Source organism: Burkholderia sp. M6-3 (assembly GCF_050858985.1).
GTDB lineage: Bacteria > Pseudomonadota > Gammaproteobacteria > Burkholderiales > Burkholderiaceae > Paraburkholderia > Paraburkholderia caledonica.
The window spans coordinates 2,806,850-2,821,275 of the sequence record NZ_CP110090.1 but is presented as its reverse complement, the minus strand read 5'-3'; the positions used below and the strand labels follow the sequence as shown (position 1 = coordinate 2,821,275).

Annotated in this window: 14 protein-coding genes; 13 read left to right on the top strand and 1 reads right to left on the bottom strand. The window is 61.2% G+C overall.

The window, feature by feature from the left end:
* Positions 1–227: 227 nt before the first annotated feature.
* Both greA and OH764_RS12070 read left to right on the top strand, forming a co-directional pair.
* Positions 228–704, top strand: coding sequence for a transcription elongation factor GreA (gene greA / locus OH764_RS12075; protein ID WP_020069431.1), 477 nt, complete (start codon positions 228–230; stop codon positions 702–704).
* A gap of 20 nt (positions 705–724) precedes the next feature.
* Positions 725–1,234 (top strand): DUF4149 domain-containing protein, encoded by a 510-nt coding sequence (locus OH764_RS12070; protein WP_498846958.1) that lies wholly within the window; start codon positions 725–727, stop codon positions 1,232–1,234.
* A 142-nt stretch (positions 1,235–1,376) separates the two neighbouring features.
* Here the strand turns inward: OH764_RS12070 and OH764_RS12065 are convergent, their stop codons facing one another.
* Entirely contained in the window at positions 1,377–1,904 is a 528-nt protein-coding gene (locus OH764_RS12065) for a YhbY family RNA-binding protein (protein WP_498846957.1), read from the bottom strand.
* A 223-nt stretch (positions 1,905–2,127) separates the two neighbouring features.
* On the opposite strand from OH764_RS12065, the gene OH764_RS12060 reads away from it, so the two are divergent.
* From OH764_RS12060 to phoR, 11 genes are all read left to right on the top strand, one after another.
* A complete protein-coding gene (locus tag OH764_RS12060; RefSeq protein WP_020069434.1) occupies positions 2,128–2,790 on the top strand; it encodes an RlmE family RNA methyltransferase in 663 nt (220 codons plus the stop codon).
* Between the two features lie 230 nt (positions 2,791–3,020).
* Complete coding sequence (ftsH, locus tag OH764_RS12055; protein ID WP_006051983.1) at positions 3,021–4,910, top strand: ATP-dependent zinc metalloprotease FtsH; 1,890 nt, start codon at positions 3,021–3,023, stop codon at positions 4,908–4,910.
* 83 nt (positions 4,911–4,993) lie between these two features.
* The gene (gene folP / locus OH764_RS12050; protein WP_498846956.1) at positions 4,994–5,893 is read left to right on the top strand and encodes a dihydropteroate synthase; all 900 of its coding nucleotides are present in this window, start codon (positions 4,994–4,996) and stop codon (positions 5,891–5,893) included.
* Positions 5,894–5,920: 27 nt separating this feature from the next.
* Positions 5,921–7,279, top strand: coding sequence for a phosphoglucosamine mutase (glmM, locus tag OH764_RS12045; RefSeq protein ID WP_027776523.1), 1,359 nt, complete (start codon positions 5,921–5,923; stop codon positions 7,277–7,279).
* A gap of 332 nt (positions 7,280–7,611) precedes the next feature.
* Entirely contained in the window at positions 7,612–8,643 is a 1,032-nt protein-coding gene (gene pstS, locus OH764_RS12040; RefSeq protein WP_498846955.1) for a type 2 periplasmic-binding domain-containing protein, read from the top strand.
* A 190-nt stretch (positions 8,644–8,833) separates the two neighbouring features.
* Positions 8,834–9,835: a phosphate ABC transporter permease PstC gene (pstC, locus tag OH764_RS12035; protein ID WP_027804860.1), complete on the top strand. Its 1,002-nt coding sequence runs from the start codon at positions 8,834–8,836 to the stop codon at positions 9,833–9,835.
* Positions 9,832–10,728, top strand: coding sequence for a phosphate ABC transporter permease PstA (pstA, locus tag OH764_RS12030; protein WP_498846954.1), 897 nt, complete (start codon positions 9,832–9,834; stop codon positions 10,726–10,728). Before pstC ends, pstA begins: the two co-directional genes overlap by 4 nt.
* Before the next feature lie 17 nt (positions 10,729–10,745).
* Positions 10,746–11,594, top strand: coding sequence for a phosphate ABC transporter ATP-binding protein PstB (pstB, locus tag OH764_RS12025; RefSeq protein ID WP_020069440.1), 849 nt, complete (start codon positions 10,746–10,748; stop codon positions 11,592–11,594).
* A 29-nt stretch (positions 11,595–11,623) separates the two neighbouring features.
* On the top strand, positions 11,624–12,328 hold the full coding sequence (phoU, locus tag OH764_RS12020; RefSeq protein ID WP_020069441.1) for a phosphate signaling complex protein PhoU: 705 nt from the start codon (positions 11,624–11,626) through the stop codon (positions 12,326–12,328).
* A 26-nt stretch (positions 12,329–12,354) separates the two neighbouring features.
* Positions 12,355–13,056: a phosphate regulon transcriptional regulator PhoB gene (gene phoB, locus OH764_RS12015; protein WP_006051991.1), complete on the top strand. Its 702-nt coding sequence runs from the start codon at positions 12,355–12,357 to the stop codon at positions 13,054–13,056.
* A 54-nt stretch (positions 13,057–13,110) separates the two neighbouring features.
* On the top strand, positions 13,111–14,424 hold the full coding sequence (phoR, locus tag OH764_RS12010) for a phosphate regulon sensor histidine kinase PhoR (protein WP_498846953.1): 1,314 nt from the start codon (positions 13,111–13,113) through the stop codon (positions 14,422–14,424).
* Positions 14,425–14,426: the final 2 nt, after the last annotated feature.

The following is a 14,426-nucleotide window of genomic DNA, read 5'->3' as shown; positions in this document are numbered from 1 at the left end:
TCGAGTTCCTGTCCAAGATGTAAGTGCCGCGGTTAAGCGGCGTTCCGCAGGTGCTGTGTCCCGGTTTCTTCCCGGGTCGCCGGCTCCCACGGAATGCACTTAACCGCGGTGTTTTTTTACGGCCGCTTTTTGTTTCAAAGCTCCCCTCGCATCCGGCTCTTTCGCTTCAGATGCGGCGCGGGGCTTAGTAAATTGGAAGCGGCCCGGCGTTTTCACGAGAGTTGTTTATGAGCACTATTCCATTGACTAAGCGCGGCGCAGACATGTTGCGCGACGAATTGCAGCGCCTGAAATCGGTTGAGCGTCCCGCCGTGATCAACTCGATCTCGGAAGCTCGCGCGCAGGGCGACCTGTCGGAAAACGCAGAATACGACGCAGCGAAGGAAAAGCAGGGCTTTATCGAGGGCCGCATCGCAGAAATCGAATCGAAGCTCGCCGGCGCTCAGGTGATCGATCCGTCCAAGGTGGACGCGGATGGCCGCGTCGTGTTCGGCGCAACGGTCGAACTCGAAGATCTCGCCTCGGGCGCTTCGGTCAAATATCAGATCGTCGGCGACGACGAAGCGGACATCGACCACGGCCTCATTTCCATCAGCTCGCCGATTGCGCGCGCGCTGATCGGCAAGTCGGAAGGCGACGTGGCGTCGGTGCAGGCGCCCGGCGGCGTGCGCGAGTACGAAATCATCGCAGTTAGCTACGTTTGAGGGCCGCTCCGGTGTCCCTGATGCCGCATCGGATTTTCCGTCTGCTGACGGTCGTGTGGGTCGGCAGCCTGCTGACTATCGGCTATGCCGTTGCGCCTGTGCTGTTCACTTCGCTCGACCGGACGACGGCGGGCGCAGTGGCCGCGCAGCTGTTTCGCATCGAAGGGGTGCTCGGCGCCGTGTGCGGCATTTTGCTGCTCGGTCTCGCGAACGTGGTAATCCGGCGCGGCGGCAACGCGTATCGCCGGTTGCGCTGGCTTGTCGCCGGTATGCTGGTGTGTGTGCTGGTTGGTTATTTCGCGCTGCAGCCGTTCATGAATGCAATGCGTATCGCCGCAGTCGAAGCGGGTACCGACGTCGGGCATTCCGCCTATGCGGCGCGCTTTGGCATGCTGCATGGCATTTCGAGTCTGTTCTATCTGATTGAAAGCCTGCTCGGCGTAGTTCTGGTCTGGAAGCTGCCGCTGGGCGAGGGGGCCGGTCCATTACAGCAGAGCGCTCCCGGTGTTTCGGGGAAAGTAACAGGCTAAAGCGCCGACTGGCAGGTTGTTGCTGTGGTGTGGCGCTCGCGTGCACTGCCGGCGCGCCAGGCGAAGAGAGCGGCCAAACCTTGAAGTCAAAGCTGGCCACACGCAATGGGCGCGGAGTTCGCCGCACCTTTCATACGTTTGCTTATTTCGACTGATAGGCGCGTTTGGCGCTTGTTTGCCGCTTTTTCGCGCGTTTGATGTTGCCGCCTTGCGTGACGCGTTCGTTTCCGCGTACCAGCACTGCTTTCGCCTTGGGTTTGCGCATGGGCACTTCGCTAGGCTTCACGACTTTGACTACGCGTGGTGCGCGGCCCTTGCCGGGCTTGGCTTCGACAGCGGCTTCGCGGGCGCTCGGCAATGCGCCGCGCTTGCTCTTTACCGCGGGTTGCGCCGCGGCCTCCGGCTTCCAGATAACCAGCAGCTTGCCGATATGCTGGATCGGCGCGGCGTTCAGCGTGTCGCAGATCTGTTCGTAAATGGCGATGCGTTCTTCGCGTTCGTCGCCGAACACACGGATCTTGATCAGCTGATGAGCGGCGAGGTGAACCTTGATCTCGGCGAGCACGGCGTCGGTCAAACCTTCGGCGCCGACGAGCACGACCGGTTTGAGCGCATGTGCCTGGGAGCGCAACTCGGCGCGTTGGTCGGAAGAGACTTTGAGGGCGGACATGTGAAGTGGAAGACTCGACTAAAATGGCAGCGCCTGCGTGGCCTATCCCGTCTTTCGATCGATTCGGTTTGGGCGCAATCGGGATACGAGTGGGACAGTACGGCAGGCGGCGCGTCAGAACAACAGAATCGCGGATAACTGCCGGTTTTTGGCGGTCGCCGCGCGAATTAACCGCGTATTATCCGCTAAAGCGTGACATGACGCAGCAAGAGTTCAACGTTTAATGGCAAAAAACAAGTTCAACACGGCGTGGTTGCATGACCACATCAACGATCCTTACGTAAAGATGGCGCAGCGCGAAGGCTATCGCGCCCGCGCAGCGTACAAGCTGAAGGAAATCGACGAGCAGGACAAGCTGATCCGCCCGGGGCAGGTCATCGTCGATCTGGGCTCCACGCCAGGCAGCTGGAGCCAGTATGCGCGCAACAAACTCGCGAAAGGGTCACGGCGCGACGCCGAGCGCGAAGGCGGGATCGACGGCACCATTATCGCGCTCGATGTGCTCCCGATGGAGCCGGTCGCCGACGTGCACTTCATTCAGGGCGACTTTCGCGAAGACTCGGTGCTCGCCCAGTTGGAAGAATTAGTGGGAGAGCGCCAGGTGGACCTTGTAATTTCGGATATGGCGCCCAACCTGTCAGGCGTGGCCTTGGCGGATGCAGCGCGGATCGAGCATTTGTGCGATCTCGCGCTGGAATTCTCGCAGAATCACCTGAAACCGGATGGAGCCCTTTTAGTCAAATGCTTTCACGGCAGTGGTTACAGCCAGATTGTCGAAAAGTTCAAGCGCCAGTTCAAGGTGGTGGCTGCCCGCAAGCCGAAGGCTTCGCGGGACAAGTCGTCAGAAACGTTTATTTTGGGTAAGCATTTGAAGCGGCCCGCGTAGGGCGCCCCGCGTAGGGCGCCCCGCATAGGGCGGCTCTCGTAAGGCCTGCAGAATGGTTCAGCGTCTGTCCATAAATGCGCTGATGACGGTGGAAATCTCCACCGTTGCAGCCCGCTACGCTATTTCTGTGGTAGCGAAACCTTATGGCAGGGGTCTGCGGACTGGATTAGAATGCTTTCGTGGTGCCGCAAGGCAAATGTAGGCGCCCGTCTAAGTGAAGGAGTGGTGCTTTGAACAACAATATGTTTTCGAAAGCAGCAGTGTGGCTGGTTATCGCACTGGTGCTATTTACGGTGTTCAAGCAGTTCGACAAGCCCCGTGTCCAGGAAGGCGTTTCCTATTCGCAGTTCATGGACGACGCGAAGAACGGCAAAGTCAAGAACGTCATTGTCCAGGGGCGGAACCTCACGGTCACTCCAGCAGACGGCCAAAAGTACCAGATCGTGTCGCCCGGCGACATCTGGATGGTCGGCGATCTGATGAAGTATGGCGTTCAGGTAAGCGGCAAGGCTGACGACGAACCCAATGCGCTGGTGTCCGCGCTGTATTACCTCGGGCCGACGATCCTGATCATCGGTTTCTGGTTCTACATGATGCGACAGATGCAGGGGGGCGGGAAAGGCGGCGCCTTTTCGTTCGGCAAGTCTCGCGCGCGTCTGATCGACGAAAACAACAACGCAATCAATTTCACCGACGTCGCAGGTTGCGACGAAGCGAAGGAAGAAGTCTCCGAGCTGGTCGATTTCCTGCGCGATCCGCAGAAGTTCCAGAAGCTGGGCGGCCGCATTCCGCGTGGCGTGTTGCTGGTCGGGCCGCCGGGAACTGGTAAGACGCTGCTCGCCCGCGCCATTGCCGGCGAAGCGAAGGTGCCGTTCTTCAGCATTTCGGGTTCGGACTTCGTCGAAATGTTCGTGGGTGTCGGCGCGGCGCGTGTGCGCGACATGTTCGAGCAGGCGAAAAAGCATGCACCGTGCATCGTGTTCATCGACGAAATCGACGCGGTCGGCCGTCATCGCGGCGCCGGCATGGGCGGCGGTAACGACGAACGCGAGCAGACGCTGAATCAGATGCTGGTCGAGATGGACGGCTTCGAGGCGAATTCGGGTGTGATCGTGATCGCCGCAACCAACCGTTCGGACGTGCTCGACAAGGCTCTGCTGCGTCCGGGCCGTTTCGACCGCCAGGTTTATGTCGGTCTGCCGGACATTCGCGGTCGCGAACACATCATGAAGGTTCACCTGCGCAAGGTGCCTATTTCGAACGACGTCGACGCAGCGGTGATCGCGCGTGGCACGCCGGGCTTCTCGGGCGCCGATCTGGCGAATCTCGTGAACGAAGCGGCTTTGTTCGCAGCGCGTCGCGGCAAGCGCATCGTCGAAATGACGGATTTCGAAGACGCGAAAGACAAGATTTTCATGGGTCCGGAGCGCAAGTCGGCCGTGATCCGCGAAGAATCGAAGCGTGCTACCGCGTATCACGAGTCGGGTCACGCAGTCATTGCGAAGCTGTTGCCGAAGGCCGATCCGGTGCACAAGGTCACGATCATTCCGCGTGGCCGTGCGTTGGGCGTCACGTGGCAGTTGCCGGAGCATGACAACGAAACGTATTCGAAAGACTACCTGCTGGATCGTCTCGCCATCCTGTTTGGTGGCCGTGTTGCGGAAGAGCTGTTCCTCAACCTGATCAGCACCGGCGCGTCGGACGACTTCAACAAGGCCACGCAAACCGCGCGCGCCATGGTGGCTCGTTTCGGCATGACGGACGCGTTGGGACCGATGGTCTACGTTGACGACGAAAACGACGCAACGCCGTTTGGCCGCGGTTTCACGCGTACCATTTCGGAAGCAACGCAGCAGAAGGTCGACGCGGAAATCCGGCGCGTGCTGGACGAGCAATACAACCTCGCGAAGCGCCTGCTGGACGAAAACCGCGACAAGGTCGAAGCAATGACCGCCGCGCTGATGGAGTGGGAAACGATCGACGCCGATCAGATCAACGACATCATGGCAGGTCGTCCGCCGCGCTCGCCGAAGAGCTCGCCGCCGTCGGCAAGCGACGCTTCGTCGGGCGGCAGCCCCGGCACCGAAGTCAAGCCGGGCAGCGCGACCGCGCCGGCCTGATCGGCTATCAGTAGAAAGTGCGGGCCGGTGTGTTTCACACCGGCCCGTTTTGCATTTATCCGTCATAAGTGATGTAACGCTACGTGGCCACAGTCGCTATTCCTTCTCCCCGTATCCCGGAGCCGTTGCAATGCGGCCGGTTCAAGCTGAGCTTTGAACGCCCGTTGGTCATGGGCATCCTGAACGTCACACCAGATTCGTTTTCCGACGGCGGCCAGTATGCGATGCGCGGCGATGCGTTGCGTCAAGCCGAACGCATGCTGCTCGAGGGCGCGGACATCATCGACATCGGCGGCGAATCGACGCGTCCGGGTGCGCCGCCAGTGCCGCTCGACGAAGAGCTCGAGCGTGTGATCCCACTCGTGGAGCAACTGCGCGGCGCCAACGTGCCGCTTTCCGTCGACACCTATAAGCCTGAAGTAATGCGCCACGCGCTGGCCGCGGGCGCCGATCTGATCAACGACATCTGGGGCTTTCGCATGCCCGGTGCCGTCGATGCGGTCCGCGAAAGCGACTGCGGTCTGTGCGTCATGCATATGCTCGGCGAGCCGCAGAGCATGCAACTGGGCGAACCGGCTTACGGTGACGTCGTCAGCGAAGTCCGGCAGTTTCTGGAAGAACGGGTGGATGCGCTCAGACAGGCGGGCATCGCGCGTGACCGCATCAGCGTCGACCCCGGTTTTGGTTTTGGCAAGGCAGTGGTCGAGCATAATTACGCGCTGCTGGCGGGTCTGCCGGATACGGCGCCGCGCGGCGAGCCGCCATATCCCATTCTTGCGGGAATGTCGCGCAAATCGATGATCGGCGCGGTCACCGGACGGGCGGCGCCGGAACGCGTTGCCGGCAGCATTGCTGCGGCCGTTTGCGCGGCGGAGCGCGGCGCCGCGATTCTCCGCGTGCACGACGTCGCGCAAACAGTAGACGCATTGAAAGTTTGGGTAGCCCTGCGCAACGCGGCGAATCACGCCGGCCCGCGCGGTTGAGCCCACAGTCAAGGAGGAACATAAAAGATGGCACGTCGTTATTTCGGCACGGACGGAATTCGGGGAAAGGTCGGTGAAGGGCCCATCACGCCGGAATTTGTATTGCGGCTCGGCTATGCGGCCGGCAAGGTGCTGGTCGGTGCAGACCGTTGGGCACGCACGGGCACGCGGCCAACCGTGCTGATCGGTAAGGACACGCGGGTGTCCGGCTATATGCTCGAGGCTGCGCTCGAAGCCGGTTTTTCGGCGGCGGGCGTCGACGTGATGCTGGCCGGTCCAATGCCCACGCCGGGCATCGCCTATCTGACGCGCGCGTTGCGGCTCGCGGCCGGCGTGGTGATCAGCGCGTCGCACAATCCGTATTACGATAACGGCATCAAATTCTTCTCCGCCGACGGCAACAAGTTGCCCGACGAGGTGGAATCGCAGATCGAAGAGCATCTGGAGCTGCCGCTCGCCTGTGCTGCGTCCGAGCAGCTCGGCAAGGCGCGGCGTCTCGACGACGCCGCCGGCCGCTACATCGAGTTCTGCAAAAGCACTTTTCCTGCGGCGTTCGATTTGCGGGGACTGAAACTGGTGGTCGACTGCGCGCACGGCGCCGCGTATGACGTCGCGCCGCACGTCTTTCACGAACTCGGCGCGGAGATCATCCCGATTGGCGTCGCGCCGAATGGCTTCAATATTAACGACGGCGTCGGTGCGACCGCGCCGGATGCGCTCGTGCGGGCGGTGCGGGCCAACCACGCTGATCTGGGCATTGCGCTCGACGGAGACGCTGACCGTCTGCAGGTCGTCGACGCGGCAGGGCGCCTGTATAACGGCGACGAACTGCTGTACGTGCTGGTGAAAGATCGTATCGCGACCGACGGCAAGGTCGAAGGCGCGGTCGGCACCTTGATGACCAATATGGCGGTCGAAGTCGCGTTGCAGGCAGCGGGCGTCAAGTTCGTGCGCGCGGCAGTCGGCGACCGCTACGTGCTGGAACAGTTGCGGGAGCACGGCTGGCAGCTCGGCGCGGAAGGGTCGGGCCACATTTTGTCGCTCGACCGCCATTCCACTGGCGACGGCATCGTGTCAGCGCTGCTCGTGCTCGCCGCCATGAAGCGCAGCGACAAGACGCTGGCCGAACTGCTCGACGGCGTCACGCTGTTCCCGCAAAAGCTGATCAATGTGCGGATGAAACCGGACGCCGACTGGAAGAGCAGCGACGCGATCCGGCGCGCCATCGCCAGCGCTGAGGACGCGCTCAATGGCCGCGGGCGCGTGCTGATTCGCGCATCGGGCACCGAGCCAGTGCTGCGGGTCATGGTGGAGGCGGAACACGTCGACGATGCGCTTCGTCATGCCGAATCCATAGCTGCTGCGGTGAAGCAGGCGACGGCTTAAGCGGGCGCCTGAATGCGCGCGCGGGCCCGCCGACGGCCCCGCGCGCGCATGCTCGAGTTTCATGCGGTGAGCTGATGCGCACTCCCGCATCGTTCGACCCACGCTCCACCGCCACCCCACGCAAACCCCCACCCCATCTTTTTCGCCTAATCTATACAGGCACCGGGCAACGACGCCGCCCGATCAGCGATTTAGCCGCCGGAACGCCTTTCACCTTAGTAAACCCACTGTCACATACGTTTCACGGTAAGTCACGTTACTGTCACAAAGAGACCCTAAGCTTCGCGGTGTTCGTCTTACTCGCTCACACCGCTCACACCTTGGAGGTTTCGATGAAATTGATGCAAACCGTGTTCGCTGGCGTCGCTGGCGCGTTCTTCGCGATCGCAGCGCAAGCCGCAGACATCACCGGCGCGGGCAGCACCTTCGCAGCACCGATTTATACGAAGTGGGCCGACGCCTATCAGAAATCCGGCGGCGGCAAGGTTAACTATCAGGGTATCGGTTCGTCGGGCGGCGTGAAGCAGATCGTTGCCAAGACCGTCGATTTTGCAGGCTCCGACGCTCCGCTGAAGGACGACGAACTCGCCAAGGACGGCCTGTTCCAGTTCCCGACGGTGGTCGGCGGCGTGGTGCCGGTCGTCAACGTGCCGGGCGTGAAGCCGGCTGAACTCGTCCTGTCGGGCGAAGTGCTGGGCGATATCTATCTGGGCAAGATCAAGAAGTGGAACGATCCCGCGATCGTCGCACTGAATTCGAAGGTGAAGCTGCCGGACACGGACATTGCCGTGGTTCGCCGCGCCGACGGTTCGGGTACCAGCTTCATCTGGACGAACTACCTGTCGAAGGTCAACACGGAATGGAAGTCGAAGGTTGGTGAAGGCTCGACGGTCAACTGGCCGACGGGTACGGGCGGCAAGGGCAACGACGGCGTCGCCGCATTCGTGCAACGTCTGCCGGGCGCAATCGGCTACGTCGAATGGGCCTACGCCAAGCAGAACCACATGACCTACGTCGCGCTGAAGAATTCGACGGGCACCGTGGTCGAGCCGAAGACGGAAACTTTCAAGGCAGCGGCAGCAGGCGCGGACTGGTCGAAATCGTTCTACCAGATCCTGACGAACGAGCCGGGCAAGAACGCATGGCCGATCGTCGGCGCGACGTTCGTGCTGTTGCACACGACGCAGGAGAAGGCGCCGCAAGGCAGCGAGACGCTGAAGTTCTTCGACTGGGCATTCAAGAACGGCACGCAAGCCGCGAACGATCTCGACTACATTTCGCTGCCGGAATCGGTCGTGTCGGAAATCCGCACCCAGTGGAAGTCCAAGGTCAAGGACGCAGCGGGCAAGCCGCTCGCCGAGTAAGCGTTGCCCTAGAAGAAGCAGGCAACGGCTGTACGTAACACATTGGCCGTCCTCGCGTGAGGACGGCCAATGGCATTGACCGGCACGTCCCGGCGACGTACCGGCACCCGGCAACATCAGTCGGTACTCACGCATTACCGGCCGCGCGGCATACGTCGCACGGCAACTGGAAAAGGTCCATCAGGCTCTTATGTCCGACATCCAACTCGCGTCAGGCGCTTCGCGGGCGACACCGCCCGGCAGCGCGTCCCAGCAGAAAGCGCCCAGCCGCGCCGGCGACGTGATCTTCGGCGGCCTTGCGCGCCTCGCCGCTATCGTTACGCTGTTGCTGCTCGGCGGAATCATCGTTTCGCTGATCGTCGCGTCGATGCCGTCGATCAAGCAATTTGGCCTCGGCTTCCTGTGGAGCGCGCAATGGGATCCGCCGAGTAAGCAGTTCGGCGCACTCGTGCCGATCTACGGCACGATCGCCACATCGATCATTGCACTCATCATCGCGGTGCCCGTCAGCTTCGGCATCGCACTTTTTCTGACGGAGCTCTCGCCCGCATGGCTGCGTCGGCCGCTCGGCATCGCGATCGAACTGCTCGCCGCGATTCCGTCGATCGTCTACGGCATGTGGGGCCTGCTCGTGTTCGCGCCGATCTTCGCGACGTGGTTCGAGAAGCCGCTCGGCGCGGTGCTCGGCGGCATTCCGGTGGTCGGCGCGCTGTTTCAGGGCGCGCCTATCGGCATCGGCATTCTGTGCGCGGGCGTGATTCTCGCGATCATGATCATTCCGTACATCGCTTCCGTGATGCGCGACGTGTTCGAGGTCACGCCGGTTCTGCTCAAGGAGTCGGCTTACGGCATCGGCTGCACGACGTGGGAAGTAATGTGGAAGATCGTGCTGCCCTTCACGAAGAGCGGTGTGATCGGCGGCGTGATGCTCGGCCTCGGCCGCGCGCTCGGCGAAACCATGGCCGTGACCTTTGTGATCGGCAATACGAATCTGCTCGACAACGTGTCGCTCTTTTCGCCGGGCAACAGCATCACGTCGGCGCTCGCCAATGAATTCGCCGAAGCGGATCCGGGCCTGCATACGTCGGCACTGATGGAACTCGGCCTCATCCTGTTCGTGATTACATTCATCGTGCTGGCGATTTCGAAGATCATGCTGCTTCGTCTCGAGAAAGGGGAGGGCGCCAAATGAGCCGGTCCACCTTGAACATGCCGGGTTCGAACGACGCAGCCGCGCTCGAAAAAATGCGCGTGCGTCTGCAAGGACGTCGACGCATGAAGAATGCGATGGCGCTGACGTTGTCGCTCGCCGCGATGGCCTTCGGTCTGCTGTGGCTGATCTGGATTCTCTATACGACGCTGCGCCTCGGTATCGGCGGCTTGTCGATCGAGCTGTTCACGCAGTCCACGCCTCCGCCGAACACCGATGGCGGCGGTCTCGCCAACGCGATCGTCGGCAGCTTGATGCTGGTTGTGCTCGCAACGGTCGTCGGCACGCCGATCGGCATTCTTGCAGGCGTGTATCTCGCGGAATACGGACAGAAACGCTGGCTCGCGAGCGTCACCCGTTTCATCAACGACATTCTGTTGTCGGCGCCGTCGATCGTGGTCGGTCTGTTCGTCTACGCGCTCGTCGTCGCGAAGATGGGGCACTTCAGCGGCTGGGCCGGCGTATTCGCGCTCGCGCTGTTGCAGATCCCAATCGTCATCCGCACCACCGAAAACATGCTCAAACTCGTGCCGAACGCACTGCGTGAAGCGGCGTTCGCGCTCGGCACGCCGAAGTGGAAGATGGTGTTGTCGATTACGCTGAAGGCGTCCATTGCGGGCATCGTCACCGGCGTACTGCTCGCCGTCGCGCGTATTGCCGGCGAAACGGCGCCGCTGCTTTTCACCGCGTTGTCGAATCAGTTCTTCTCGGCGGATCTGGGCCAGCCGGTCGCGAACCTGCCGGTCACGATCTACAAGTTTGCGATGAGCCCGTTCGCGCAGTGGCAATCGCTCGCGTGGGCCGGCGTCTTCCTGATCACGCTCGCGGTGTTGGGACTGAACATCCTCGCGCGCACGATCTTCACGAACAAGTAAGGGCGGAGTGTAATCCGATGAACATGGCAGAAACTCAACTCAATCCGATCTCGCGTCCAACTGCGCCCGCCGGTTTCGATCCCGCACAAGGCGGCCAGGAGCCGTCGCCGTCGCGCCCGAAGATCGAGGTCAACGACCTGAACTTCTTCTACGGCAAGTATCACGCGCTGAAGAACATCAATTTGCAGATTCCCGAAGGCAAGGTCACCGCGTTTATCGGCCCGTCGGGTTGCGGAAAGTCGACGTTGCTGCGTACGTTCAACAAGATGTACGCGCTCTATCCGGAGCAACGCGCCGAAGGCGAAATCCTGATGGACGGCGAAAACCTGCTGACCTCGAAGCGCGACATTTCGCTGCTGCGCGCGCGCATCGGCATGGTGTTTCAGAAGCCGACGCCGTTTCCCATGTCGATCTACGACAACATTGCGTTCGGCGTGAAGATGTTCGAAACGCTGCCGCGTTCGGAAATGGACGACCGCGTCGAATGGGCGCTCACGAAGGCCGCGCTGTGGAACGAAGTGAAGGACAAACTCGGCCAGAGCGGCTACGGTTTGTCCGGCGGCCAGCAGCAGCGTTTATGCATTGCGCGCGGCATCGCGATTCGCCCGGAGGTGTTGTTGCTCGACGAACCGTGCTCGGCGCTCGACCCGATTTCGACGGGCCGTATCGAAGAACTGATCGCCGAACTGAAGAGCGACTACACGGTGGTGATCGTCACGCACAACATGCAACAGGCGGCCCGCTGTTCGGACTACACTGCCTATATGTATCTTGGCGAGCTGATCGAATTCGGCGACACCGAAAAGATCTTCATCAAGCCGGTCCGCAAGGAAACCGAAGACTACATTACGGGCCGCTTCGGCTAATCCGCCGGGCAAAAACAACGGAGTACGACATGTCCGATAAACACCTGTCCAGCCAGTTCGACGCCGACCTGAACCTGGTTTCCTCGAAGGTGCTCGAAATGGGCGGCCTCGTCGAATCGCAGATCGTCAAAGCGATGCAGGCGCTCAACGAGTTCGATCTCGACATCGCCGAGCAAGTGATCGCGGCAGAAGACCGCCTGAACACGATGGAAGTGGAGATCGACGAAGAATGCAGCAACATCATCGCGCGCCGTCAGCCGGCCGCCCGTGATTTGCGCTTGCTGATCGCAATCTCGAAGACCATCACGAATCTTGAGCGCGCGGGCGACGAGGCCGAGAAAATCGCCAAGCGCACCAAGCGTCTCATGGAAGACGGCGCATCGCGCACCATCAATATCGCTGAAATCAAATTGTCGGGCGAAATGGCGGTGTCGATTCTGCGCCGCGCGCTCGACGCGTTCGCGCGTCTCGACACGGTCGCCGCTGCGCAAATCGTGCGCGACGATAAAGCGATCGACGAGGAATTCCGCGCGTTCGTGCGTAAGCTGATTTCGTACATGACCGAAGATCCGCGCTCCATTTCGGTGGGCCTCGATTTTCTGTTCATCGCGAAAGCCATCGAACGGATCGGCGACCATGCGAAGAACATCGCCGAGTTCATCATTTACATCGTGAAGGGTACGGACGTGCGGCACAAGTCGCGCGACGCGCTCGAACGCGAAGCACTCAGTTAATCCAGAGATAAGGACCAGAGGTGCCGATGCCCAGCAGCATTCTCGTCATTGAAGATGAGCCCGCGATTTCCGAACTCATTTCGGTCAATCTTCAACACGCCGGACACTGCCCGATTCGCGCGTACAACGCCGAGCAGGCGCAGAACCTGATCAGCGACGTATTGCCCGACCTCGTCCTGCTCGACTGGATGCTGCCGGGCAAGTCGGGTATTGCGTTCGCGCGCGACCTGCGCAACAACGAACGTACCAAGCACATTCCGATCATCATGCTGACCGCACGCGGCGATGAACAGGATAAGGTGCTCGGCCTCGAAATCGGCGCCGACGACTACGTCACCAAGCCGTTTTCCCCGAAAGAATTGATGGCGCGCATCAAGGCGGTTTTGCGCCGCCGCGCGCCGCAATTGACCGAAGACGTCGTCGCGATCAATGGATTGAAGCTCGACCCGGCTACGCATCGTGTCGCGGCGCACGCGGAAGGCAGCGAGATCAAACTCGATCTCGGCCCGACCGAATTCCGCTTGCTGCATTTCTTCATGACGCATCCCGAGCGCGTGCACAGCCGCACGCAACTGCTCGACCAGGTATGGGGCGACCACGTGTTCGTCGAAGAGCGCACGGTGGACGTGCACATCAAGCGTCTGCGCGCGGCCCTCAAGCCGGCCGGCTGCGATGCTATGATCGAGACGGTCCGCGGCAGCGGCTACCGTCTGGCCAAAAGCGCTTGATCGCTTGATCAATGGGTAGCGGCGCGCACGCCGCTCTCTTCGAACGTTTAGACCATGAACATCATCTGGGCGCGCTCCATCGTTTCGATCGTGCTGCTCGCCATACTGTGCGTGGTGGTCGGCGCAGTGGTCAATGTGAAGGCAGCATTGATCCTCGCGGTCGTAATGCTGCTTCTGCAAAGCTTCTTCGGCACCTTTCATAAAGAGCGCTTGTGGCGTTTGCTCGACGCGCCGGTTTACGGCGAGGTGCCGAGCGCGCCTGGCATCTGGGGCGAAATCTATTACCGTTTGCATAAGCTCGCGAAGCGCTGGCATGCACAGGTGCGCCAGGTCGAGCAGCAGCATTCGCGTTTCATTCAGGCAATTCAAGCGTCGCCGAACGGCGTCGCAATGCTCGACGACCACGATCAGATTGAGTGGTGCAACGCCATTTCGGAAGTGCATTTCGGGCTCGACGCTAAGCGCGATTTGCGTCAGCACATCACGCATCTGGTGCGTCAGCCGGACTTCGTGCGTTACCTGAACTCGCACCACTACGAAGAAATGCTGATCATGCGCGGCATGGGCGAGAAGCGGCAGAACGTGCTGTCCGTGCAAGTGTTCCCTTATGGCGAGAACCGCAAGCTCGTGCTGTCGCAAGACATCACCGAACTCGAGCGCACCGACGCGATGCGTCGCGACTTCGTCGCCAATGTGTCTCATGAACTGAAGACGCCGCTCACTGTGCTCTCCGGTTTTCTCGAGACGATGCGCGAGTTGCCGTTGGCCGAAACCGAGCGAGCGCGTTATCTGGAGTTGATGGAGCAGCAGGCGTCTCGCATGCGCCATATTGTGAACGATCTACTCGTGCTCGCGAAACTCGAAGGCGATAACAAGCCGCCGAGCGATCAGATGATCGACATGCGCGCCGTACTGCGGCATTTGCGCGACGATGCGGAAAGCCTGTCGAGCGATCACCATAAGATTACTTTCGACGCCGACGAAGGCCTCACGGTGACCGGCGTCGAGACGGAGATTCTGAGCGCGTTAGGCAACCTGGTGACCAACGCCATTCGCTATACGCCCGACGGCGGCGCGATCAAGGTCAGCTGGCAGGCGCAAAGCGGCGCTGCCGTATTCTCCGTGACGGATAGCGGCTTGGGTATTCCAGCCGCCGACATTCCACGGCTAACCGAGCGCTTTTATCGCGTCGACCGCAGTCGCTCGCGCGACACGGGCGGCACGGGCCTCGGACTCGCGATCGTGAAGCATGTGCTGCAACGGCACGATGCGCAACTCGACGTGAAAAGCGAGGAAGGGCGCGGCAGCACTTTCACCGTGAGATTCCCGGTTTATCGCACGACGCGGCGGCAACCGGCGCATGCGTGAGA